Here is a 22,191-nt window from a genome sequence, read left to right on the forward strand (position 1 = left end):
TCGTAGAACGGTCATACAGCTGCCTCGACAACCGGAATGGATCGCGCGACTCCAAGCAGGGAAGCCAAGCCAGGAAGGTACTGAGGGCTTGATCGAATCGCCAAGGAAGCCCCACTCGGCAGGCTAACGGCAAGGGAATGCTGAGAATCAGTGTCCCAGTGGACAGGACCCACGATTGTGTCCCACTGGCCGGAACCGGGACCCGGCACCCAGTGGCCGTCGAAGTAGAGGGCGCTAAGCTTCCCCAACTTAATCTTGATGGGCGGTTTCGTCTCCACGCATGTCAACGCGGCCCCGGCCGGTGAGTAGCAAATTGAGAGCATCTTTGCCTGCGCGAATCCAGACCCAGTCTTGTACCTCACGATTAGCTGATCAGGGTCATCATGGAACTCGATAGTCGAGTCGCCCTCCGCGACGCCGAAATATGCGTAGCCGTCGGGGAGAGTTCTCAGCTTCAAAGAACTGACGGAGATCATTGTCACATCCTTCCCTTGCTTGTCCCGCCGCCCAAAGGGTGGCAGGACAACATAATTGCCGGGCTTTATGACCTAGTAGTTGCGCCAGATAGCAGATTCCTGACTCCTTGTCGTAAAAGCGCGACCCGCTATCTTTGCCAGTCGACTCATGGCGAAGGGACGGGGTGTGGGCATGTCGGCTTGAGTGCCGCACTTGCGGGCCTGGCTTCTCCCGGTGCACAACAGAGGCCGGGGCGACAGCGCAACCACCCTGCGCCTCCCGGTCCCGGACGGCACGAAAACGACGACGGCGAAACCCGCCGCCGTCGTCGTACGTGCCGTGGCGCGCTCAGTCCTTTCGCTCGAGGAACTCCCGCACGCGGGCGCGGGCCGGCTCGCGGTCATAACTGTTCACAAGGGCGGCCGCCATGCGGACAGGGTCACCGAAGAAGAAGTACTCATACAGGGCCTGGCGCCCGGCGAACGCGGAAATGCTGGCATCGAAAGCGAGCTTGAAGAGGCGCACGCGCTCTGGCCCGGTCAGCGTCTTCGCCTGCATGTACAGCTCGATGTCCGGCAATGCCTCACTGGCCACGTCCGCTTCGCCCGGCAGGGCCATGAGGCCGGATGCCGAGAACTTCCGGATGATGGCGGGGAAACGCTGGGCAACCTTGGGGTACCAGTTGCGGGCCGCATTCAGCGTGGGCCAATGCGGCAGGAACACGCCGTCCGGGCTTGGTGCCGCCTGGGCTTCAGCGGCGACCATGAGGGCCTTGCCGATTTCAACGGTTTCGATAAGCTCCGCAAGGTCTTCCTGGATGTGCTGGAAACCGTCAATCCCGATCGACGCCGCAATCTCCGAGGCAAGGCCCAGGAAGAACTCGCTCTTGGCGATGGTCCGTGTGACCACTTGGTGGGTCATGAGGGCCCCGGCGCCGGTCTCGGAGTAGAAGGCATTGCACAGTTCGGGATGGCCGAGCATGAAGATGCGCTCGTTGGGAACGAACACATGGTCGAAAACGACGACGGCGTCCATCTCCTCGAAGCGGCTGGCGAGCGGCTCGTCGTGGGTGCCTCCGCCGTTGTAGAGCGAGGTCCGGCACAGGTAACGCATGCCGGGCGCATCGTTCGGGAGGGCGAACGCGTAGGAGTAGGGAGCATCTTCCGGCGTCGAGCGCAGAAGCGTCGAAGGGAATACGAGGAGCTCGTCGGCGATCGGCGCGATCGTGGCGAGCATCCGCGCGCCGTGGACCACGATTCCATCTTCGCGCTCCTCCACCACCCTGGCCGAGAGCTGGCCGCCGAGCTGCTCGGAACCTGACACCGAACGGTTGACCTGCGGCGGGATCAGCGTGTGCGTAGCCAGGAGATCGTTCTCGCGGCAATGCTCGTAGTATTTGCGGATGTTTTCGCCGAACATCGGATCGGCCTGGGCAAACCATTTTTCTGCGGCCGCGAGCGCCGTGAGGGCGCCATTCATGTAGTCACCCGTCCGGCCCAGGAATCCAAGGGAGTACTCAGCCCAGGTGCGGATGGCCGCATGCCGATGTTCGAGGTCTTCTTTGCTGCGCGGTATCAGGAACGAGGCACTCACCCGGTCACCCGTCGTCGGGGACTCGTAGGTGAGGGCGTCCGCATACTTCGGGTCATGCTGCATGTCGAAGAGCTTTGCGTACGTGCGGGCCACATTCCTGAAGGACGGGTGGTCGGCGATCTTCTCGGTGACCACTTCGCCGTCGATCAGGACGTGGGGGTTCATCGAGTTGAGCTTGTCCAGGTACTGCTGTCCGGTCCGGATTCCCATGGTTGTCTCCAATGATGGTTGAGCTGAAACGGCGTGTGGCTGCGACGCTTGGCGGGCGCCGGGGCAACTACAGAAGATCCTCCATTCCCAATTGGCTTTCCGGGATGGTGGTGAAAGAGCTGTTGGCGAAGGCGAGCGCGTCGCCGCTGCGGTAGTTGAAGTCCACCACTTCACCCAGGTAGAGGGTGTGGTCTCCGCCGTCGTAGGCCGCCCATGGCGTGCATTCGAAATAGGCGAGGACGTTGGATAGCCGGGGCGCGGTGTCGCCTTCGACCCACCGGGGCTCGGGACCGGGACGGCCCGAGAAATGCAGGGCGAGCTGCTTCTGTTCCGCCCCCAGGATATTGACGCTGAAGGGGCGCCCGGCGAGCTCGTCGTGGGCTTTGGTGTTGCGGGCGATGCTGACCAGGACCAGGGGTGGTTCCATGGACACAGAGGTGAAGGAATTGACGGTGATGCCATGCCGCTTGGTGGCGCCGTCGAACGTCACGATGGCAACGCCTGTGGCGAAGCGGCCAAGGCTGCCGCGGAAATGATGTGCCCGCGGACGCGACGTGCGGTTCAGGGGTCCCTGCTCCGCATTCTGGCTGGACTTGGCAATCATCGTCGATTCCTGCTTGGAGATTGTTCCATATGTGAATTTGTTCTATATTTGAACAACAAATTCTCATACAGAACCATAGTCTTTTGTGTGCCACGGCACAAGACGGCGGGTTAGCCACGTAAGGCCCCAACATAGGATGGAGCGCATGATGTCTCCCAGCGCCGCGAAAAGTCTGCAGGAAACGACGGCGACCGTCTCGCCGTCACAGACCCTCTCCCGCGGAGTCCAAGCCCTGGAAATCCTGGCCGCCGCCGAACGCCCCCTGACGATTGCAGAACTCGCCGGCGCCCTGGGCGTTCATCGCTCGGTGGCTTACCGGATCCTTCGGACGCTGGAGGATCACTCCCTCCTGGTGCGCGACGACGCCGGACGCGTTCAGCCCGGTCCGGGCCTTGCGGTCCTGGCCCGGGGCGTCTCCCGCGACCTCCAGACGGCCGCCCTCCCGGAGCTGACCCAGCTTGCCAACACCCTGAACATGACGGCCTTCGTAGCAGTCTGGGACCATCAGGATTGCGTCACGCTGGTCACGGTGGAGCCCCGCCACTCAGCCGCGACGTTGGCACAGCATCCCGGCACGCGCCACCCCGTGAACACCGGGGCACCCGGAATCGCGATCCAGTCCACCATGAGCGAGGATGAATGGGCCACCCGCGCTCCGGGCCTGCCGTATCGCCCGGAAGCGGCAGAAGCGCGCCGGCTCGGCTATGCGGCAAGCCACGACGAAGTCATCGCAGGCTTGTCATCCTTGGCCGCCCCCATCAAGGTGCCGGGCGGCCGGCCCGCGGCGATCGCCGTCGTCTACATCCGCCGCGAACAGGATCAGGCCGCCGTTGGCGAAGCATTGGCAGCGAGCGCAGCCCGCATAGAGTCCCAGCTGGCCTAAGGACCCCGCGTTTCACCCTTTGGTGAGTGCGTTCGTTCTCTTTCTTCCAACGCTCGCTCACTTTTAAGGCCAAAGCCGGGAACGCTCGTGCAGATGATCTGAGCGAGGGTTGCCAAAAAGTGGCCCATAAGTGAGCGGGCGTCGTTATTGTTGGGTGCTTGGCCTGCGCCGGAGGACCAGTCCTGCGACGATACCGAGCACCAGGAGCGCGCCCGAAGCAGCCGTGGACACCACAAAAGCGGCGGCGGGACCTTGGGTTTGGGCCAACTGCCCGGCAAGGTAGGCGCCCAACGCCGTACCCGCCACGATGCCGCTCGCCAGTGCGGTCATCACGGTTGCCATACGGCCGGCCGGTGCCACGACTCCCCCGATGCTGAAGACTGTCACCATGACGGGTCCTACGGGAATTCCGAGCACCAAAAGAACGATGACCATCGGCCAGATCCCGGCGGGAAGGAACAACAGAAGACAGAACGCCGACATCGCGGCCGCGGCGAGCACCCAACGGATGGCCAGCCGAAAGCGCTGCGGCCAATAGGCAACAGACAGCGCAGCGACGGCGGAGCTGAGGCCCATGACGGAATACATCAGCCCCGCAATTTCCGCCGTGGCGAACTGGGCGGAGAACGCGCTCAACGCATTCTGCGTCGCACCAAAGAATGTTCCCATGCAGACCATGGCCAGCACCGGAACAGCGACCTTCAGCCAGGCCAAGGAACGGACACTTGACTTCTGCTTCGCAGGGACGCTCCCGACGCCGGTGCCCGCCTTGCGCTTTGCCGGCACCACAGCCAATTGTGAAGGATGCACGGCGAAAGCAGGGACGAGCGTGGCGGTAAGGACGGCCGCCAATGCGAGCGGAAGCCAAGGGGCTACGAGGCTCGCGAGAATACCGACCAGCGCAGGACCGAGGACGAAAGTGACTTCGTCCGCGGTTCCCTCGTAGGACAACGCGGTATCAAGGTCTGCGCGGCCGGACGCCACACTTCCAGTGCCGGCGGCATTCTCGCCGGCTCCGGGCTTCGAATTCCGGGTGTTCAGGTTCAGGGTAGTCAGCGCCATCCAACGGACACGGGCCATGGGCCCCACCTGCGGGCAACTCGCTCCGGCAAGGAAAGCCGTCACCAAAATGGCTATCGCGTCCGTGGGGGTGTTGAAATCGGGCGTCAGGTACGCGGCAACGAGCAATGCGATGACGGTCACGGCGTTGACAGCCGCGGCTACGAGCAGGACAGGACGCTGGCCTGACCGGTCAGCGAGCGAGCCGAGTACCGGTGCGCCCAAGGCCGACCCGATACCGACGGCTCCGGCGGCCAACCCGCCGATGGCGTAAGAATGGCTGACGGCCGTGACAAGGGTAAGGGTGCCGACGGTCAGCATGGCGAGGGGCAGCCTCGCGAACAGTCCCAGCGGCAGGAAGTTGCGGCCAGCGAGCTCTGGCAAGCGGGCGAAGCGTCCGGGCAGACGCGAGCGGCGGGGCGCGGCCGACGGGGGCGCAGAAGGAAATGAAGGGGCAGCCTGGAGTGCGGTGTTCGCCGCGGAGTTCTGTGGGGAGGAGTTCATGATTCCGGGTTCGCTGAATGATGCGCATCGTCCCTCCTCCCGATGCGCGCGACCCGGTGTAACCCTCCAAGTCTACCGGACGGCCCGCCCTAGGCTGCCGCGGCGTCGACGATTCGCACGGTGGAGCCGTTCCGGTTCTTGATTACCTGAAGCTGGCTGCTGATTCTCTGTTTCATCTCGGCAACGTGGCTGACCAGCCCTACTACCCTGCCGCCGTCGCGCAGTCCCTCCAGTGCATCCATGACCTGCTCGAGGGATTGCTCGTCAAGGCTCCCGAAGCCTTCATCCACGAACAAGGTTTCGATGTCTACGCCGCCGGCCTCCTGCTGCACAACATCCGCGAGCCCCAGGGCCAACGCGAGCGAAGCCATGAACGACTCCCCTCCGGACAACGTCGCAGTGTCGCGCCGCTGACCTGTCCACTCATCCACGACTTCCAGGCCCAGGCCGGATTTCGCGCCACGGGCTGCCTTGGCGTCCGTGTGCTGCAGGGTGTACCGGCCATCGCTCATGGCGATAAGCCGCTCCGACGCAGCTGCCGCGACTTGTTCGAGCCGGGCAGCCAGCACGTAGCTGTTGAGGCTCATTTTGTAGCCGTTGTCGCCTGCCCCTCTGGCGGTTTCGGCGAGCTCGTTGAGTACCCGGGCGCGTTCGCGGGGGCCGCGTCCCGAGGCCGCAGCTTCTTCGTACTGCGAGCGGATCGCAGCCAGGCCGGCCACCGTCCTGTCTGCGAGTCCTGCTGCAAGATCCAGGCGGCGGGCAGTTTCTTCAGTCTGTCCGGCCTCCTGTTCGAGGGCAGCGAGCTCGACGGCGGTCAGGGGCACCTCCCCGATCTGCACTTCTTTGGCAGCGAGCATGAGATCCTCGGACTCGAAGAGTTCCGCGAGACGGGCGCTCTCGGTCTCCGCCGCCCTGATGGTTTCGTCGAGCCGGGCGGCGTGCTGCTCGTCGAGGATTTCGAGCCGCGCGGCCTCCGCGGTGTGGAATCCGTGTGCCGAAAGGGCACGGTCCAAGGCTGTGGATGCATCATCCAAAGCCTCCCGGGCTCGTTCCGACTGCACGCCTGCAGTCACAGCGGACTGCAGGAGTTCGCGTTGCCTGGTCAGGGCCTCAATCCGGCCGTGCAGTGTGTCGAAGCCATCACGAAGCCCGCGAAGCAAGGTGTCCAGGGACTCACGTTGTTCGCTTAGCAGGACCATGGTTGACCCGGCCTGCGCCGCAGCCGTGTCCTCCTGGAGTTGTTCTTCCTCCAAGCGGGCAATGCGTTCCGTCATCCGGACGAGGTCTGCTTTGCCCCGTTTGAGCCCTTCCACGGCAGAACGCGCCGAGGCCAGGGCGTCTTTGGCCAAGGCCTCCGCCGAAGCGGCTTCCTGTGGATCGATGTCTCCGCCCTGGGCGGCGAGCACGGCAACTTCCTGCTCGGCGGACGCTAGCTCGCCTGCCGCTTGGAGAAGTTCGTGCTCGCTCTCGTCATAGCGTTCGTGGGCGGATTGCTCTTCCTCGGCAAGGGCCAGGGCGGTTAGCCCCGCTGGCGCCGGAGAAGGGTGCTCGGCGCTTCCGCAGACAGGGCATGCTTCGCCGTCATGCAGCTTTGCGGCGAGCTCGGCGGCGGCATTGGCCAGCCGGGATTCGCGGAGATCCAGCCAGAGTTGTCGGAGGTCCTGGGAAAGCGCCCGGGCAAACGCGTGGCGCTTCACTGCCGCGGACTGCGAATCAAGGGCGCCTGCGTAGCGGGCTACGGTCCTGACGGCGTTCTGCGCTGCCGCGGCTTCGCTTTCGCGAAGGGGCAGCTCCAAAGACTCCACTTCCAGCGGGCCCAGCTCACCTTCCAAGGCAACCGCCTCCGAGCGAAGCCCGGCCAACGCAAGGGACCGCACCGCTTTGGCCGACTCCCTCTGCCGTGCAGCGAGGTCGAGCGCATCAAGCCTTGCAGTGATGTCTTCGAGCTTTTGTTCGTCCCCGACCCTGGCCTCTACGACAGCCATCGTCTCTTGAATCTTGGCCAGCGACGTGCCGGGATCGCTCGCGTCAAGAGAGGCGGCAAGCAGCTTCGCCGTCGCCGACTCCGCCTTCGAGCCCGCCAGGTCGAGGGCCTTCGCGGCGCGGTCTACGGCATCGAGCTGTCCGCCGAGGACGGCGGCTTTGCGGTGGCGTCCAAGTCGCTCGCGGAATTCCTGCACTTCTGCCGCGCGTGCGGAGAGCGCTTCGTGCCGGCGCGTGGCGGCGTCGAGCTTCGCGTGCCGTTGAACCCGTTCCCTGGCGGAGTTGAGCTTGTCCGCCATCTGAAGCCGGACGGCGTCGGCAGAGCCGGCAGCTTGCTGCCGTTCGAGAGATTCGGTCCGGGCCCGGGCCGCGAGGTTCCTGAGCCGAAGTTCAGGTGTGGACTCACTGGATTCGGAGTCATCAGGATCCGGGTCAACGGCGTCTTCGATGCCGAGTTGCGCGTACTCCGCCTCCGCCCGCTGCACGAGCAACTGAAGTCCATTCTGGTTGTCCTGAACTTTTGCGCGCGCGGCGTTTGCTTGGAGTGCCAGCTGCTGCTCGATCGCTTCAAAACGCTGGGTTCCGAAGAGCTTCTGCAGAAGATCCAGCCGGTCGGACGCCTTGGAACGCAGGAAAGCCGCGAAGTCTCCCTGCGGGAGCATGACCACTCTGGTGAACTGTTCCCGGTCCATACCCAGGACGTCACCGATTTCCATGCCGGCTTCGTCGTTGCGGGAGGTCTTTTCTTCCCACGAGCCATTAACCCGTTCGCGCAGAAGCGTTTTGGCCTGTTGGGTGGTGAAGCCCTTGCGCCCACGGGCACTTGGCCTGTCCCACGCCGGGGAGCGGGTGACCTCGAAGCGTCTGCCTCGCGCCGAAAATTCGCAGACGACCCGGGGCTCCGCTGCCGGTTCAGCGTGGTCGCTCCGCAAACGTTTGCCGTCCTGGCGGGCGCCCGGCACGGAGCCGTACAGCGCAAAGCAGATAGCGTCGAGTACACTCGTCTTTCCCGCGCCCGTGGCACCGTTCAAGAGGAACAGCCCTTGGGCCCCCAGGTGGTCGAAATCAATCGATTGAACCCCGGCAAACGGCCCGAAAGCCTCAATTTCAAGGCGGTGGATTCTCACAGCTCCGCTCCTTCCAACCGGACCGCTTCCAAGGCTTCACGAAGTGCCGAAAGTTCTGCTTCGTCAGCAGGCCTTCCCCGTACATGGTCGAGGAAGCCGCAGCAAACACCAAGATCGTCCTCGGCCTCGGCGAGCCTGCTGCTGTAGCTGGCTTTGGCCTTGCCCTCGGCGTCTTCAGGGTCAAAGCCCAGCACCAGCGTGTCCGGGAACCGGGCACGCAGCTGTTCCATGGCCTGCGCGGGCCGCACGGAGTCCGTGAGAGTGATCTGGCAATACGCGGTCTCGGCCCAGGAATATTCCCCTGATTCCAAAAGCTCAGCGAGCTTCCCGCGGAGAATCGCCAGCTCCCGTGGTGCTTTCCACAGAATTTCCTCGACGCTCTCAACACCGTCGACGCCGACGTCAATCAGCCAGGCACCCTTCCGGTGCTTGGCCTCGGAGAACGAGTATGCCAGCGGCGAACCCGAATACCGGACGTGCTCCGAAAGTTCCTGGCGCCCGTGCAGATGCCCAAGGGCCGTATAGCCGAAGCCATCGAAGAGATCCAAGGGCACTGCCCCCAAACCGCCGATACTCAAATCGCGTTCGCTGTCCGAGGTGATGCCGCCGCTCGCGAAAGTGTGTGCCAGCACAACGGAGTGCACCGGTCCTGTCTCGCTTCTCCGGGCAATGTCCTCACGGATGAGTTGGACCGCGGCTTGGGTGACGTCAAAGTGACTCGCCGTTTGGGTACCGAGCCGTTCGGCGACAAGCCTTGGTTCAAGGTACGGAATCCCGTAGACGGCAAGCACCGGGGCACCCGTCCGAGCCGCGCGGTGGTTGCTGTCCAGTGGAAACGTGACAGGGGAATCGAGATCCTCTACGCGGGTCCGCAGGTGGACTCCTCCGCGCTCCAGCAGGCGTGAAGCGAAACCAAGGCGGATTGCGGAATCGTGGTTGCCGCTGGTCAGGACCACCTTGGCTCCGGCGTCCGTGATCCGCACGAGGGCGTCGTCGAGCAGCTTAACGACATCCAGGCCGGGAAGGGCACGGTCATAGACGTCCCCCGCAATCAGGACGACGTCCACCGACTGCTCCCGGATGACTGCGAGCAACTGCTCGATGAAGTCGCGCTGGGCGTCGAGCATACCGACGCCGTGGAACGAGCGTCCCAGATGCCAATCCGAAGTGTGCAAAAGCTTCATGTTTTCAAGCTAACTGGAGGCACTGACATTATTGGCGCGGCGCGGCGGCACCGGCCGTAACAGGGCCCTCCCGGCAGCTAATTCCTGCGTCAGCCCCGCTTGCCGTCGAAGAAGTCACGGGCCGGGTCGACGTCGGGCTTTTCTTCGGCTGGAGCCGCGGCGGGCGCCGCAGCCGGCGTGGAAACCCCGGCCGCTCGTTCCGGGGCAGCCGCTTCGGCGTGGTCGTCGGACTTTTCGTCCCAGCCGTCGGCCGGAAGCGGTTCTTCGACCTCTGCCACGACTGCCGGAGTGGACTCACCGAAACCGCGGAAGATGAGGCCTGCGATCGCCGCACCCACAAGCGGTGCGACCCAGAAGAGCCAGAGCTGCTCCACTGCCCAGCTGGAGCTGAAGATGGCGGATGCGGTGGCACGGGCCGGGTTGAAGGCAAGGTTGCCGGTTGATTGGCCCAGCTGCAGCAGGACTGCGACAGTCAGGCCGACGGCGAACGGTGCCGCGATCTTGCTGGGATTGCGTCGGGCAGTGACGCCCAGGAAAACCCCCACCAGGAGCGCAGCGCCGAGGACCTCAATGAGCATCACGCCGGTCACGGGAACCTGGAAGCTCGAATGGGTGCCGAATCCGGACGTTGCCGTGTCGAAGACAGTCCGGCTGTCGGTGATCCCGGGAACGGTCCGCACGACGGCGAAAATCGCCAGTGCGCCCAGCAAACCGCCCACGATCTGGGCCCCAAGGTATACGGCCCCATCCACAAGCTTCATCCGGCCGGCAACCAAGTGGCCCACCGTGATGGCCGGATTGAAGTGCCCGCCCGACAAATAGCCGAAGGCAAGCATGGCGGCAGTAACCGTCAGGCCGCTGGCCAGCGACGCCGGCATCGGAACCGCCTGGGGGTTGATGAAGATCAGCACACCCAAGCCAATAACCACAAGGAACAGCGTCCCCAGAGCTTCAGCGGACGCCCGGGCAAGGAGCCGGGTACCGCGGGAGGAGGGAACGGACACAGTTGTGGTCATGTCGAATGATTCCTTAGTTCGAAGTTCGGGTGGTCTGTTGCGGAGGAGAATGCTCCACGCACGGCAACGAGCCATGCCGCGGACCGCGCATTTGCCCTGCTGGCATCCTGTCAGCCGAGTCTGGACGCTTCCTGAATCCGAGCCTAGCCGCCCAACGCGATTGCGGCGACCGCAGCGCAGGCGAGCGCGACAATGGACAGGGCGCTTGCAAGCATCAAGACAGCCGACGCTTCCTCCGCGCCATGGTGCAGCTGATGGGACCTGACCCAGACGACGCAGCACAGGACGATCGTCGCTGCGGCGGCCGTCAGGGCGCAGATTCCCTGGTAGTCGAGTCCCGGTATCCCGGTGGGAAGTTGCCCCGCGCCGGACTTGGCCGTCAACCATCTTCGCCAGATGAAGAGATCCACCACCAGAAGCGAAATCAGGGTCCGGCGCCAAGCGAGCGTGGTGCGCTCAGGTTGCAGCCCCGGATCCTTGGCGTCAATGGTCAACGCGCCACCAGGATCAGCACGGCAAAGGTGAAGGCTGCCACGGCAACCACGATGGTCATCAGCAACATGACCCGTGAGAACGGCAGGGCTTGGTCGTTGCGCATCGCTGCCTCCATCTGCGCCCACCGGCGGTAGGCAAGCGTCGCGAGGCCCGCGCCGATCATGGAAAGCACAACGCACAAGACGATGCGCACGGGCTGCGGCGCGATGTTCGGAGCAAGCTGGTCGATGGCGACGGCACCAGCCAGCAGCGCCAACGACGTACGGATCCATGCAAGGAAGGTCCGCTCGTTTGCGAGGGAGAATCTGTAGTCCGGGGTCTTTCCGGTTTTCCGCCACGCGGGTTCACGCATCACTGCCTCCTGGTTCACGAGCCACCGTATCAGCGGGGATGTGCAGACCGGCGAAGCAGCCACGGTAAATTACCACTATGAGTGCTGAACCGTCCCCCACCGCCGTGCCATCCTTCGAGTCCCGGGTTCACGGCTGCCTGCTGGGAGGCGCCTTGGGCGATTCGCTCGGCTACGCCGTCGAGTTCGACGACGTAGCCGCCATCCGCTCCCGCTTCGGCGCCGCGGGCCTCACCTCTTTTGGCCAGCTCGACGGCGGCAGCCACTTTTCCGACGATACCCAGATGACGCTGTACACCGTTGACGGCCTCGTGGAAGCCCTCGAATGGGCCAACGACGGCGTAGCGGCGGATGAAACTGCATGTCTCTGGTTGGCTTACCTGCGATGGCTCGCCACCCAAGGTGTGGCCTTGCCGTCGTCGGCCCCCGTTCCCCAACCGCGTTGGATCGACAGCCAGGAGGTACTCCGGCACCGCAGGCATCCGGGCAAAGCGTGCCTGAGCGGGCTCGCCACGGGACAGATGGGGACCAAGTTTCGCCCTGTCAATCCGGAATCGAAGGGCTGCGGCACGGTGATGCGGTCCGCCCCCTTTGGACTGGTCCCCCATATTTCCGAAGCCACGGTCTACAAGCTGAGCACCGATGCCGCGTCCTTGACCCACGGACACCCTTCGGCGCGGCAAAGTGCCGGTGCCTTCAGCGTGCTGGTGCACAAACTGAGCGCGGGCTCGGATGTACGGACAGCGGCTGAGCATGCGTTGAGTGTGGTGTCAGCACTGCCGGATCCAGCTCCCGAGCTCCTGGACCGCCTCCGCCAGGCACTGGAACTGTCTTCCGCCGGCTCGTTGCTCAGCCCGGAGGAACTCACTGAGCAATTGGGCGAGGGCTGGGTCGCAGAGGAGGCACTCGCCGTCGGGCTCTATGCGGTGCTGGCAACCAGCGCGGCAGCGGAGACACGGCGTGATCCGGCCGCCCATTTCCGCCAGGCCATAGCCGTGGCGCTAAACCACAGCGGCGACAGTGACTCCACCGCGTCGATCGCGGGCAATATCCTCGGAGCACTCCATGGCGAAGAGGCGCTGCCCTCGGACTGGCTTGAAGCCCTTGAAGCTCCTGACGTCATCCGCGGGATGGCGCAGCGGCTTATCGCCGTCACCGTGGGCTAGGAGGAAAACGGGTCAAAGCCTGCGAAGGGCGATGTTGTTGCACGCTTCGCAGACGTCCTCGGGAATGAACCCGTGCCGCTGCAGCAAGCCGAAAATCGCACAGCCGAGGCAGAATCCTACAAACGACTCAAGCGACGCCGCCACAATCAGCAAGGCGAGCAGGATCCAGGCACCCAGCGCGAGACCGGTGAAGAACAGGACCACGGCCGCTGTGCTGAGCACCGCTCCGATTCCCTGTGCGAAACGCTTGGGCGGGCCCGGAACAAGCTTGGCGGGACCCACCCGGGGTGCCAGGACCTTGACAGACAGCAAGGCAAACGGCGAGATCCTCGGTCCGAACAGCACGCGGAGCCAGAAACCGGCAGCAATCAGCACGAGTCCCCAGCCAAGGCCGCTCACGAGGGTGGCCACCGCCGCCAAAACCACAAGGCCAGCCGTGATCCTCGCAGCGTACTCATTGACGGGATTGGGGAAAGCGAAGACGGCGCGCCAACCGGTGGCCGCCGCAGCCAGCGTCCCTGCGGTGGGCCGCACGGTGTCAGGCTGATTTCCCTGTGTCATGGCTCAAGGCTAGGAGCGCGGGGAAGCTACGGGAAGCTTTGTTGCTCCGTGTGAATTTTGGCGCGGCTAGCGCCCGCCGACCATCTGCAGGAACTCACCCTCGGAAAGAACCTCGATCTGCTGGCCTCGGCTGTGCAACTCCAGGACCCGCTTTGCTTTGCCCGTAAGGCGCCCGTTCCGGAGATCGCTGGCTACAAAGCCGTCACCCACCACCAGGACCGTGGTCCTAGCGGTCACGCGGCTCTCCGGTCGCGCGCCCATCTCCGCTGCCCGCTGTTTCGCTTCCGGCCGGGCAATCGCAAGCTCACCGGTGAAGACGACGGTCTGCCCGAACAGGGGGTGGCCCGGTTCCGCTGCAGGATTGGGCGCCGGGTTGGTGCCCTCTTCCGGCCAATTGCTCCAAGCGCGCCCAAGCTGGCCCGCACTACGCTCGATGCTGGACTGGCCTGCGACCGCGTCGCGCCCTCCGGCGACGGCCGCGAGCGCAGCGAGCGTTTGCTTGGACAGTCCGTCTCCTGACTGGAAGGCCTGCTGCTTGGGTATGGCCAGGCCGAGGGACAAGTAGAGCTCAGCGATGCTGTTGGCGTTGTTCCGGTGCGCGATGTCCACCAGGATTCCGGCGCACGCCCGGGCGTCCTCGGCGGCGTCGTGATGGTTCACGAGTGGCACGCCCGCCTCCTCCGCGGCGTAGGGCAAGGAATTGGATACCAAGGAGTAGCAGCGCCGGGACAACATCACCGTGCAGACGTACTCGTATGCGGGGCCAGGCAGGCCGGAAACTTCGAGTCCGGAACGGATGACTCCCAGATCGAACGCCGCATTGTGGGCGGCAAGGATGTCTCCGCCGATGAAAGCCCCGATTTCAGGGAAGAGTTCGCCAAAGCGTGGAGCCCCTGCAACGTCCTCGGCGCGAATGCCGTGGATCCGGGTGTTGTGGTACTCGAAGTGGTCGTGGTTTTCCGGCGGCCGCATGAGCCATGAAGCTTCCTCCACCACGACGCCGCCACGGACCTTGCTCAGCCCGACCGAGCACGGAGAACCCCTGAAGCCGTTCGCAGTTTCAAAGTCGATCGCCGTAAAGTCCAATGCCACTGGTCAAGGTTACAGGTGGAAAGAGGTCCAAATGGCGCTGGTGATGGCCGCCACTTGCTACGGACCATCGTTCAGACCTCGTCCGCCGTCTCCTGCAGCTTGTTCAGCGCCTTCTTGGTTGCTCTTTGGGTCAGGACATGGATGACCGCTCCCGCGGCGCCCCCGGCGAAGGCGAACAACACCACGCCCGGTAGCGAGTCCTCCAGATTGCTCGCATCCTTGGGCGCGGGCTTCCCGGTGGACTTGCTCCAGATGGCCTCCAGGGCCTTGTTCGCCGCAATTCCGGCGCCCATGCCCACAACAAGGCCAAGTAGTTTGATCAGGACGTTCATCTCGTTCCTCCGATTGTGGCCTCACGGGCCCGTTCACGCGCCTTCGGTCCTGCCTGTCGCGCTTGTGGCCAAGCAACCCCCGGTCTTTTGCCCTAAACTAATAGACTACTGGGGATAATCAGCATGCTTAGTATCAGCATAGGTGATGAACAGGAGGACAAAGTGAGTTCTGTCGAATCCACTGAACCTGAATTCCCCGAGACTCCGTCGAGCAACAGCAAGCCAGACGATTCTTCCGGCGGCGATCAGGGTCCTTCGGGCGGAAAGCCCTCGCCGATCCGGCGGTTCCTCGGTTTGCTCGGTCCAGGCCTGGTCACCGGCTCGGCCGACGACGACCCCTCAGGTATCGCGACCTATGCCCAGGCCGGTGCCACTTTCTCCAACGGGATGCTCTGGACTGCGCCGGTGACTTTGCCGATGATGATGGCCGTCCAGGAAATCTGCGACCGTACCGCCCTGGCCACCGGGGACAGCCTGGGCAGGTTGGCCCGCCGGAAGTTCTCCCGCAAGCCACGTGTGGTGATCGGAATCCTCATCGTGGCCTTGCTCGGGGCGAATACCCTGAACGCGGCGGCGGACCTGATGGCAATCGGGCAGGGCATGGAGATGCTCGGGGCCGGCCCGGGCCACCTCTGGAGCGCCATTGCAGGAGTCGGCATAGGGGTTGCCCTGATGGTCGGGGGTTTCGACATCATTTCCAAAACCTTCAAGTGGCTCTGCATGGCGTTGATGGCGTATGTGGCGGTCCTGTTCGTCGCCAAGGTGGACTGGGGTGACGTCGTAGCCGGCACGTTGGGCCTGCAGTTCCGGCCGAGCTTGGAGTACGTGGCACTGATTGTCGCTGTCCTGGGCACCACCATCTCCCCGTACCTGTTTTTCTGGCAAAGCGCCCACAGGATCGAGGAACTCCGCGAGGAAGACGACGGGAACGCTCAAGAAGTCAGCCTGGAGGAAAGAGCCCAGGCATCGGCTGAGCGCAAGCTCCGCAACGCCCGCGCCGACGTCTTCACCGGCATGTTCTTCTCCGTTCTGGTCATGTTCGCCATCATTGCGGCAACCGCAGCGACCCTCGGCAAGAACGGCACGGACGTCAAGACCGCCGCGGACGCCGCCAAAGCACTGGAACCCATCGTGGGACCGGCCGCCAAATTCCTTTTCGCAGCCGGGTTCATCGGCTCAGGCATCCTGGCAGTCCCCGTCCTCGCCGCCGCCGGATCCGCCGGACTGGCCGGTCTCCTCGACAAGAACTGGGGATTCGACCGTCGCCCCAGCAAGGCACGCACCTTTTACGTGCTGTTAGGCGTGGGAACCATCGGCGGCGTCATCATCAGCCTCTTCGTCTCCGACCCCATCGGACTGCTGGTCTTGAGTGCCATCATCAATGGGATCGCCGCCGCACCGTTCCTCATCGTCACCATGCTCATCTCCCGGGACAAGGACCTCATGGGCAAATATCGCAACGGAAGACTTGCGGCCACACTCGGCTGGTCAACCACCGCCATCATGGTCGTCGCCGGCGCCGTCGGCATCTGGACCACAGTCACCGGCTCAGCCTAGGAGGGCTCCATGAGCGGACACGCCAGCCCCTCTTCCGAACCGGCGGGCACCTCAGACAACAAAAAGCCTGATGATCCTGCACGCCAGTTCAGCGGGTTGACCGGCCCTCCCCAGGGGCGTGTCCTCACCGAAGTGGACTATTTTTTCGCTCGGGGCAGCGCGGCTTTGGTCAGCCGGAAAAGCGCATAGACGTTGGACTTGAAGGCTTGCGGTACCTCAAACCACCGGCCGGAGTGCACAAGATCCTCAGCACACTTACGTTCCTGATCGAACACCTTGGACGGGCCGGAAGCGCTAGCGTCTCGGTTCCTTGGCTGTGGGGACTGCGACTCGATTCTCCCGGGGGCCGGCGGGGTAGCCGCCGTGGCGGCTGGCCAGGATGATTGCAAGCGCTGCCGCCGTCGGGACGGCTGCGGCTAGCGGCACCCACAGGGCGCCGACGGTAGTCAGGGCCAGAGCGCCGTAACCGGCGCCGACGGCGATGCCGAGTTGAATGGTCACCACGGTCAAGCCGTTCGCGGCGTCCTTGTGCTCTCCGCCGGCGCGAAGGATTGCTGCCTGGTTGTAGATACCGATGGCCCCAAAGGCCGTTCCCCATATGGTCACCAGGACGAGTTCACCCAACCACGTGCCGCCCAGGAACGGCAAAAGGCCGAAGGCCAGCACGAGCAGGGCGACCGCGGAAAGCAAGGAGCGCCGCGGATGGGAATCGGCGGTGAGGCCGGCGATCCAGATCCCCACGAGGCTGGCGGCCCCCACCACGGACAGCGAAATGCCCGTGAAGGCATCCGGCAGTCCGGAGACGTGGAGGAACGGCGCGATGTAGGTGAAGAGGGTGAAGTGACCCAAAAGCAAGAGAGGCCAGGCTGTGGCTACCGCGATTACGCCGGGCAGCTTCAGGGCTCCGCGGAGGGTCGGCGTCGTATTGCCGTCCTCGTCGGGGGCTGCGGGGAGCACCCAAACGGCCAGCAAAGCGAGAACCGCACCGACGCCAGCCAGGATAAGGAAAGAAGCCCGCCAGGTGAGCACGGATCCCATGAGTGTGCCGATAGGAGCTCCGACGGCCAGCGCGATGCTGTTACCGCTGAAGACCATGGCCATGGCTTTTCCGACAGAGTGCGCTGGAACGATCCTGGCAACGTAGGGGGCCATGCTTGACCACAGCATCCCGTGGGCCACGCCCCCGAGGAGCCTCGCGGCAACTGCCAATCCCAGGCTCGGGCTCGACGCCAACAGAACATTGCTGAGTGCGAATGCGAGCACGGTGGCGATCAACAACGCCTTGCGGGGGACTCGTCCGCCGAGCAGCCTCGACAAGGGAAGCGCTGTGAAAACGATGACTGCTGCATAGGCGGCCGTCAGCGACCCTACGGCCGATTCGTCTACTCCCAGGTCCCGGCTGATCTGGGGCAGCAGCCCGGACGGGAGGAGTTCAGTGGTAACGGCGGTGAAGCCTGCTGCGGCGAGGATCAGAAGACCTCCCCACGGGAACACCGGCGCTGACGCAGCAGCGACCGTCGCCGGTGTCCTGGATATGGCTGCGTCTCGCTTCAAAAGTTTTTCCTCGTCAGTCATGTTCAGTTAGCTGCGGACTCAGAAGTCTTCGTGTCTTCTGTCCACCTCCACCACGCTACCCATGCGGGCCGACTGGAGGCAGTGTCTGGCAGACACCCCCAGCCGATGCCCCAAGGGCCCGACGGCGGTTGTCCCGTACCCTTGAAGGGTGACCCTTTCTGCGATGAACGACTTTGCCGTATCCGCTTTGGGGGGTGCAGGACAGGTGCAGCCGCATATGTCCGCGCTCCTCCCCGACTGGTTGAACCCCCAAATCTTCCTGGCCGACCCGGCTTTGGCTCCATGGGTGGTCCTGCTCGTGTGCGGCATTGTGTTCGCCGAGACGGGACTGCTGGTGGGCTTCTTCCTGCCCGGCGACTCGATGCTCTTCACCGCAGGGCTCCTCGTGGCCACGGACACTATCAAGTTCAATATCTGGGCACTCGCCGCCCTCATCGTTGTGTCGGCGATCATCGGCAACCAGAGCGGCTACTTCATTGGCTCCAAAGCCGGACCTGCCATCTTCAACAAGCCGGATTCCAAGCTATTCAAGCGGGAGAACGTCGAAAGCGCGCACGCCTTCTTCGAAAAGCACGGCGGCAAGGCCCTGATCCTGGCCCGTTTCGTTCCGATCATCCGCACTTTCGTCCCGGTGATTGTCGGCGTCGCGCAGATGGACAAGCGCAAGTTCTTCATTTTCAACGTCATCGGGGCGGTGCTCTGGGGCGGTGGCGTCACGCTGCTCGGCTACCTGCTTGGCGACAAGGTGCCGTGGGTCCGGGACAACCTCGACATCATCTTCGTGGTCATCGTCCTTATCTCGGTGGTCCCCGTGGCCGTCGAGGTCATCCGCGGCTTGCTGGCCAAGCGCAGGGCCACGGACCGTGGAACTGAACCCGTCGAGGAGCTCATCGAGGGACACGAAGCTGGAAAGCACGGCGAGCGCTAAGCCCACTGGCTTATAGAACGAGGCACCCCGCAGTTCGTTTGCGGGGTGCCTCTGCCGTTAAGGCCTACCCACGAGTTTCAGCGCAAGGCGTCCACAATGGCCGGGAGCAGTGCCCTGAACGCCTTGCCGCGGTGGCTGATGGCGTTCTTCTCCTCGGAACTCAGCTCGGCGCAACTGCGGTCCAGCCCCTGCGGCCGGAGCACGGGGTCGTAACCGAATCCACCGGCACCGCGCGGTTCACGCAAGAGAGTGCCTTCCAGCTGGCCGTACTCGACCACCTCGCGCGCCCCGCCGTCGACGGCGGCCGGTACAGCGAGTGCCGCCGCGCAGACAAAGGCGGCTCCCCGGTGTGCGTCGGGAACGTCCGAGAGTTGCGCCAGCAAGAGCTGGAGGTTGGCGGCGTCGTCACCGTGCCGGCCGGACCAGCGGGCCGAAAAGATGCCCGGGGCTCCACCCAGGACGTCCACGGCCAGCCCCGAGTCATCGGCAATCGCCACCATTCCCGTGGCCTCAGCCACGGCCCGTGCCTTGAGAAGGGAGTTCTCGGCGAACGTCACGCCGGTCTCGGCAACATCGGGAGCTCCGGCGGCAGCCGCGTCAATCACTTGGGTATCGACGTCGAGTCCTGGCACCTGCCCCCTGAGGAGTTCCCTGAGTTCGCGCAGTTTTCCCTTGTTGTGGGTGGCAAGAACGAGCCTCGGCGCAGTGTCGATGCTCACGGGGCCTCGGCCAGGGTCTCGCGCTGGATTGCTGCCAACTCCCCCGTGCCGATGAGGGCAAGGTCCAACAAGGCATTCAGTTCATCGCGGTCGAAGGGGGCTCCCTCGGCGGTGCCCTGGACTTCCACGAACTTGCCGGAGCCCGTGACCACCACGTTCATGTCGGTTTCCGCACGAACGTCCTCGACGTAGGGCAGGTCCAGCATCGGGATACCGTCGATGATTCCCACGGAGACAGCAGCGATGGTGTCGATCAGCGGCTGCGCGTTCTTGGCGATCATCTTGTTCTCGCGGGCGAAGCGGATCGCCTCGGCGAGCGCCACGTAGGCGCCGGTGATCGCGGCGGTGCGGGTGCCGCCGTCGGCCTGGAGGACGTCGCAGTCCAGCACGATCGTGTTCTCGCCCAGGGCTTTGGTGTCGATGATGGAACGCAGCGAGCGCCCGATCAGGCGCGAAATTTCGTGGGTTCGCCCGCCGATCCTGCCTTTGACGGACTCACGGTCGGAACGGGTGTTCGTGGCCCGCGGCAGCATGGCGTATTCGGCCGTGACCCAACCGCGACCTTCGCCTTTGAGCCAGCGCGGGACGCCCTCGGTCAGGGAAGCCGTGCACAGCACCCGGGTGTTGCCGAATTCGATCAGGGCCGAACCTTCAGCCTGCTTCGACCAGCCTCGGGTGATGCTGATGGGACGGAGTTGATCGGGCGTACGGCCGTCGGCACGGATGACGGGGACAGATGTGGCTTCGGAAGTCATACTGCAAGCTTAGCGATCCCCCCGGCCTCCGCTGGACTGCTCAGTCGGACTACGCAGCTGGACTGCTAAGTCGGACTCCGGGTTCAGACAGTGTAGTGGACTCCGGCAACCGCGACGGCGACATCGCCGGCGAACTCGGGCCGCGCCTCCGCCATGACTTTGGTCTGCGATGTCCAGACCGGGATGTGGGTCAGCAGGAGGCGCCGGGCTCCGGCGGCTGTCGCTGCCTGGCCCGCGCGCTTGCCGGTCAAGTGCACATCCTTGATGTCATCGTCGCGCCCTTCTTCAAAGGCGGCCTCGCACAGGAAGAGATCGGCGTTTCGGGCGGCGTCCTCAAGGCCCTGGCACGAGTCGGTGTCTCCCGAGTACGTGAGGATCCTGCTCACCGCTTTGCCTTCTTTGTCCGGCTCGGTGACCTCGACGCGCAAGGCGTAGGCCTCTTCCACCGGGTGGTTCACGGCATACGGCGTCACGGTGAACGGTCCGAGCTGCACGGATTTGCGTTCGCTCCAGTTGCTGAAGTCGAATTCCTCGTGCATTCCGGGGTCCAGGTCCAAGCCGTAGGCAGTGGCCATGCGGTCGGCTGTCGCGGCGGGACCCCAGACGGGGATCCTGTCCCGTCCCCAGCCGCCCGGCTTCCAGCGGACAGCCACGTGCAGTCCGCAAAGGTCCATGCAATGGTCGGGGTGCAAGTGGGTCAGGAAGATGGCGTCGATATCTTCGAGGTCCGTGTAGCGCTGGATGGCCCCGAGGGCACCGCTGCCGAGGTCCATGACGATCTTCCACTGGCGTTCGCCATCGTGCGCGGTCAGCAGATAGCACGACGCCGGAGAGCCGGGACCGGGGAAGGAACCCGTGCAGCCAACAATGGTCAGTTTCACTGGATGCGGCCCCCGCGGGCCGCGCCGAATTCGTTCACGGTGAACACTGCAGGGTCAACGAAATTGGACGTCCTCGCATGATGGCCTCCCGCGCGGGCGGCTTCCAACATTTCCGGGGTGATACGCGCGAGGCTTCCGGTCGGGTACTGGGCGGCTACATGGTCCACGTGGCGCACGGAGAGGACCTCCGGGCCGAGGAAACGGCGCGCCAGGGTTTCGAACTGCACGGCGTCGCCGGTGGCCATGAAGTCGTGCCGGGGCAGGCCGGGATCGGTGCGCTGGATCCCGTGGGTGGCCAAGGCGCGGTAAACGTCCTTGGCAGTCTCCTCGGCGCTCGACACAAGAGTGACGTCTTCCCCCATGACGAAGGAGATCACACCGGTGAGCAAGGGATAGTGCGTGCAACCCAGCACGACGGTATCCACACCGGCATCCCTGAGCGGTTCCAGGTATTCGTGGGCCGCAGCCAGCAGCTCGGGACCGGTGGTGATGCCGGCCTCCACGAAACTCACAAATTCCGGACAGGCCACCGAGGTGATGCTCAGGTCCGGGGCAGCGGCGAAGGTGTCTTCGTAAGCGCGGGAACCCACCGTGGCCGATGTCCCGATGACGCCGATCCGGCCGGATCTCGTGGCGGACACCGCCCGGCGGACTGCTGGCTGGATCACCTCGATGACGGGAATCCCGTAGCGGGCCGTATAGCGTTCGCGGGCATCGCGCAAGACTGCGGCCGAGGCAGAGTTGCAGGCGATGGTCAGGAGTTTTACGCCGGAGTCCACGAGTTCGTCCATGACGCCGAGGGCATTGGCACGGACTTCGGCGATGGGGAGCGGCCCGTACGGTCCGTTGGCAGTGTCCCCTACGTAGATGATTGACTCGTTGGGCAACTGGTCAATGATGGACCGTGCCACGGTGAGTCCGCCGACTCCGGAATCGAAGACACCGATGGGGCGTGATCCCAGCAAGGGGTTGTGTGCTTTGCTGTTCAGTGTTTCCGGCTTGCACTGGGATTCAGGCGCCGCTGCGGCGCTCTCCCCATCCGATACCGGGTCCGATGCTGAGTTCATGATTCTTAGAGAATAAGCCAAGGCATGTGCTGCAGCCATGACATGTGGCGGGGGCCTCGTGTCTGTTTTGTCACACGGACGGCCAAAAGCCCCGC

Annotated in this window: 21 protein-coding genes; 4 read left to right on the forward strand and 17 right to left on the reverse strand. The window is 64.3% G+C overall.

The features are described 5' to 3' along the window. Nucleotides 1-11: 11 nt before the first annotated feature. From AB4Z38_RS02005 to AB4Z38_RS02015, 3 genes are all read right to left on the reverse strand, one after another. Nucleotides 12-476 carry a hypothetical protein gene (locus tag AB4Z38_RS02005; protein WP_441428155.1) on the reverse strand — a complete coding sequence of 155 codons (465 nt, stop codon included), beginning with the start codon at nucleotides 474-476 and terminating at the stop codon, nucleotides 12-14. A 328-nt stretch (nucleotides 477-804) separates the two neighbouring features. After that, nucleotides 805-2,259 (reverse strand): 4-hydroxyphenylacetate 3-monooxygenase, oxygenase component, encoded by a 1,455-nt coding sequence (hpaB, locus tag AB4Z38_RS02010; RefSeq protein WP_441428156.1) that lies wholly within the window; start codon nucleotides 2,257-2,259, stop codon nucleotides 805-807. A gap of 67 nt (nucleotides 2,260-2,326) precedes the next feature. After that, nucleotides 2,327-2,863: a flavin reductase family protein gene (locus AB4Z38_RS02015; RefSeq protein WP_441428157.1), complete on the reverse strand. Its 537-nt coding sequence runs from the start codon at nucleotides 2,861-2,863 to the stop codon at nucleotides 2,327-2,329. Nucleotides 2,864-3,011: 148 nt separating this feature from the next. Between AB4Z38_RS02015 and AB4Z38_RS02020 the strand changes: the two genes are divergently transcribed. Continuing rightward, on the forward strand, nucleotides 3,012-3,746 hold the full coding sequence (locus AB4Z38_RS02020; RefSeq protein ID WP_441428262.1) for an IclR family transcriptional regulator: 735 nt from the start codon (nucleotides 3,012-3,014) through the stop codon (nucleotides 3,744-3,746). A 144-nt stretch (nucleotides 3,747-3,890) separates the two neighbouring features. On the opposite strand, the gene AB4Z38_RS02025 is transcribed toward AB4Z38_RS02020, so the two are convergent. The 6 genes from AB4Z38_RS02025 to AB4Z38_RS02050 all read right to left on the reverse strand — a co-directional run bounded on the left by AB4Z38_RS02025 (nucleotide 3,891) and on the right by AB4Z38_RS02050 (nucleotide 11,466). After that, entirely contained in the window at nucleotides 3,891-5,309 is a 1,419-nt protein-coding gene (locus AB4Z38_RS02025) for an MFS transporter (protein ID WP_441428158.1), read from the reverse strand. An 89-nt stretch (nucleotides 5,310-5,398) separates the two neighbouring features. After that, on the reverse strand, nucleotides 5,399-8,419 hold the full coding sequence (locus tag AB4Z38_RS02030; RefSeq protein ID WP_441428159.1) for an AAA family ATPase: 3,021 nt from the start codon (nucleotides 8,417-8,419) through the stop codon (nucleotides 5,399-5,401). Next, nucleotides 8,416-9,603, reverse strand: a complete 1,188-nt coding sequence (locus AB4Z38_RS02035) for an exonuclease SbcCD subunit D (protein WP_441428160.1) — start codon at nucleotides 9,601-9,603, stop codon at nucleotides 8,416-8,418. The genes AB4Z38_RS02030 and AB4Z38_RS02035 overlap by 4 nt, the downstream gene beginning before the upstream one ends. A gap of 89 nt (nucleotides 9,604-9,692) precedes the next feature. Beyond that, on the reverse strand, nucleotides 9,693-10,619 hold the full coding sequence (locus AB4Z38_RS02040; RefSeq protein WP_441428161.1) for an MIP/aquaporin family protein: 927 nt from the start codon (nucleotides 10,617-10,619) through the stop codon (nucleotides 9,693-9,695). A gap of 143 nt (nucleotides 10,620-10,762) precedes the next feature. Next, on the reverse strand, nucleotides 10,763-11,113 hold the full coding sequence (locus AB4Z38_RS02045) for a DUF202 domain-containing protein (RefSeq protein ID WP_441428162.1): 351 nt from the start codon (nucleotides 11,111-11,113) through the stop codon (nucleotides 10,763-10,765). Next, entirely contained in the window at nucleotides 11,110-11,466 is a 357-nt protein-coding gene (locus tag AB4Z38_RS02050) for a YidH family protein (protein WP_059387628.1), read from the reverse strand. Before AB4Z38_RS02050 ends, AB4Z38_RS02045 begins: the two co-directional genes overlap by 4 nt. Before the next feature lie 77 nt (nucleotides 11,467-11,543). On the opposite strand from AB4Z38_RS02050, the gene AB4Z38_RS02055 reads away from it, so the two are divergent. Then, nucleotides 11,544-12,629 carry an ADP-ribosylglycohydrolase family protein gene (locus tag AB4Z38_RS02055; protein WP_441428163.1) on the forward strand — a complete coding sequence of 362 codons (1,086 nt, stop codon included), beginning with the start codon at nucleotides 11,544-11,546 and terminating at the stop codon, nucleotides 12,627-12,629. Between the two features lie 12 nt (nucleotides 12,630-12,641). On the opposite strand, the gene AB4Z38_RS02060 is transcribed toward AB4Z38_RS02055, so the two are convergent. The 3 genes from AB4Z38_RS02060 to AB4Z38_RS02070 form a co-directional block, all read right to left on the reverse strand. Further along, nucleotides 12,642-13,190, reverse strand: a complete 549-nt coding sequence (locus AB4Z38_RS02060) for a DUF4395 domain-containing protein (protein ID WP_441428164.1) — start codon at nucleotides 13,188-13,190, stop codon at nucleotides 12,642-12,644. A gap of 66 nt (nucleotides 13,191-13,256) precedes the next feature. Further along, entirely contained in the window at nucleotides 13,257-14,282 is a 1,026-nt protein-coding gene (locus AB4Z38_RS02065) for an exonuclease domain-containing protein (protein WP_441428165.1), read from the reverse strand. A 71-nt stretch (nucleotides 14,283-14,353) separates the two neighbouring features. Further along, a complete protein-coding gene (locus AB4Z38_RS02070; protein WP_441428166.1) occupies nucleotides 14,354-14,614 on the reverse strand; it encodes a DUF4235 domain-containing protein in 261 nt (86 codons plus the stop codon). A 162-nt stretch (nucleotides 14,615-14,776) separates the two neighbouring features. Here AB4Z38_RS02070 and AB4Z38_RS02075 point away from each other — a divergent pair, with 162 nt between their 5' ends. Then, nucleotides 14,777-16,171, forward strand: coding sequence for an Nramp family divalent metal transporter (locus AB4Z38_RS02075; RefSeq protein ID WP_441428167.1), 1,395 nt, complete (start codon nucleotides 14,777-14,779; stop codon nucleotides 16,169-16,171). Nucleotides 16,172-16,465: 294 nt separating this feature from the next. On the opposite strand, the gene AB4Z38_RS02080 is transcribed toward AB4Z38_RS02075, so the two are convergent. Continuing rightward, entirely contained in the window at nucleotides 16,466-17,707 is a 1,242-nt protein-coding gene (locus tag AB4Z38_RS02080; RefSeq protein WP_441428263.1) for an MFS transporter, read from the reverse strand. Between the two features lie 202 nt (nucleotides 17,708-17,909). Here AB4Z38_RS02080 and AB4Z38_RS02085 point away from each other — a divergent pair, with 202 nt between their 5' ends. Further along, nucleotides 17,910-18,674 carry a VTT domain-containing protein gene (locus AB4Z38_RS02085; protein WP_441428168.1) on the forward strand — a complete coding sequence of 255 codons (765 nt, stop codon included), beginning with the start codon at nucleotides 17,910-17,912 and terminating at the stop codon, nucleotides 18,672-18,674. A gap of 77 nt (nucleotides 18,675-18,751) precedes the next feature. Here AB4Z38_RS02085 and rdgB read toward each other — a convergent pair whose 3' ends face one another. The 4 genes from rdgB to murI all read right to left on the reverse strand — a co-directional run bounded on the left by rdgB (nucleotide 18,752) and on the right by murI (nucleotide 22,096). Next, nucleotides 18,752-19,393 (reverse strand): RdgB/HAM1 family non-canonical purine NTP pyrophosphatase, encoded by a 642-nt coding sequence (rdgB, locus tag AB4Z38_RS02090; protein ID WP_441428169.1) that lies wholly within the window; start codon nucleotides 19,391-19,393, stop codon nucleotides 18,752-18,754. Continuing rightward, nucleotides 19,390-20,148 carry a ribonuclease PH gene (gene rph, locus AB4Z38_RS02095; RefSeq protein ID WP_078108499.1) on the reverse strand — a complete coding sequence of 253 codons (759 nt, stop codon included), beginning with the start codon at nucleotides 20,146-20,148 and terminating at the stop codon, nucleotides 19,390-19,392. Before rph ends, rdgB begins: the two co-directional genes overlap by 4 nt. Nucleotides 20,149-20,231: 83 nt before the next feature. After that, the gene (locus tag AB4Z38_RS02100; protein WP_441428170.1) at nucleotides 20,232-21,029 is read right to left on the reverse strand and encodes an MBL fold metallo-hydrolase; all 798 of its coding nucleotides are present in this window, start codon (nucleotides 21,027-21,029) and stop codon (nucleotides 20,232-20,234) included. Continuing rightward, the gene (gene murI / locus AB4Z38_RS02105; protein WP_441428171.1) at nucleotides 21,026-22,096 is read right to left on the reverse strand and encodes a glutamate racemase; all 1,071 of its coding nucleotides are present in this window, start codon (nucleotides 22,094-22,096) and stop codon (nucleotides 21,026-21,028) included. The genes AB4Z38_RS02100 and murI overlap by 4 nt, the downstream gene beginning before the upstream one ends. Between the last annotated feature and the right edge of the window lie 95 nt (nucleotides 22,097-22,191).

Source organism: Arthrobacter sp. 2RAF6 (assembly GCF_052115205.1).
In the GTDB taxonomy this organism is placed as follows: domain Bacteria; phylum Actinomycetota; class Actinomycetes; order Actinomycetales; family Micrococcaceae; genus Arthrobacter.

Excerpts from the sequence above, each read along its gene's own strand:
- AB4Z38_RS02005 (WP_441428155.1), bottom strand. The coding sequence starts at position 476 with ATGATCTCCGTCAGTTCTTTGAAGCTGAGAACTCTCCCCGACGGCTAC.
- hpaB (WP_441428156.1), bottom strand. The coding sequence starts at position 2,259 with ATGGGAATCCGGACCGGACAGCAGTACCTGGACAAGCTCAACTCGATG.
- AB4Z38_RS02015 (WP_441428157.1), bottom strand. The coding sequence starts at position 2,863 with ATGATTGCCAAGTCCAGCCAGAATGCGGAGCAGGGACCCCTGAACCGC.
- AB4Z38_RS02020 (WP_441428262.1), top strand. The coding sequence starts at position 3,012 with ATGTCTCCCAGCGCCGCGAAAAGTCTGCAGGAAACGACGGCGACCGTC.
- AB4Z38_RS02025 (WP_441428158.1), bottom strand. The coding sequence starts at position 5,309 with ATGAACTCCTCCCCACAGAACTCCGCGGCGAACACCGCACTCCAGGCT.
- AB4Z38_RS02035 (WP_441428160.1), bottom strand. The coding sequence starts at position 9,603 with ATGAAGCTTTTGCACACTTCGGATTGGCATCTGGGACGCTCGTTCCAC.
- AB4Z38_RS02040 (WP_441428161.1), bottom strand. The coding sequence starts at position 10,619 with ATGACCACAACTGTGTCCGTTCCCTCCTCCCGCGGTACCCGGCTCCTT.
- AB4Z38_RS02050 (WP_059387628.1), bottom strand. The coding sequence starts at position 11,466 with ATGCGTGAACCCGCGTGGCGGAAAACCGGAAAGACCCCGGACTACAGA.
- AB4Z38_RS02055 (WP_441428163.1), top strand. The coding sequence starts at position 11,544 with ATGAGTGCTGAACCGTCCCCCACCGCCGTGCCATCCTTCGAGTCCCGG.
- AB4Z38_RS02060 (WP_441428164.1), bottom strand. The coding sequence starts at position 13,190 with ATGACACAGGGAAATCAGCCTGACACCGTGCGGCCCACCGCAGGGACG.
- AB4Z38_RS02070 (WP_441428166.1), bottom strand. The coding sequence starts at position 14,614 with ATGAACGTCCTGATCAAACTACTTGGCCTTGTTGTGGGCATGGGCGCC.
- AB4Z38_RS02085 (WP_441428168.1), top strand. The coding sequence starts at position 17,910 with ATGAACGACTTTGCCGTATCCGCTTTGGGGGGTGCAGGACAGGTGCAG.
- rph (WP_078108499.1), bottom strand. The coding sequence starts at position 20,148 with ATGACTTCCGAAGCCACATCTGTCCCCGTCATCCGTGCCGACGGCCGT.
- murI (WP_441428171.1), bottom strand. The coding sequence starts at position 22,096 with ATGAACTCAGCATCGGACCCGGTATCGGATGGGGAGAGCGCCGCAGCG.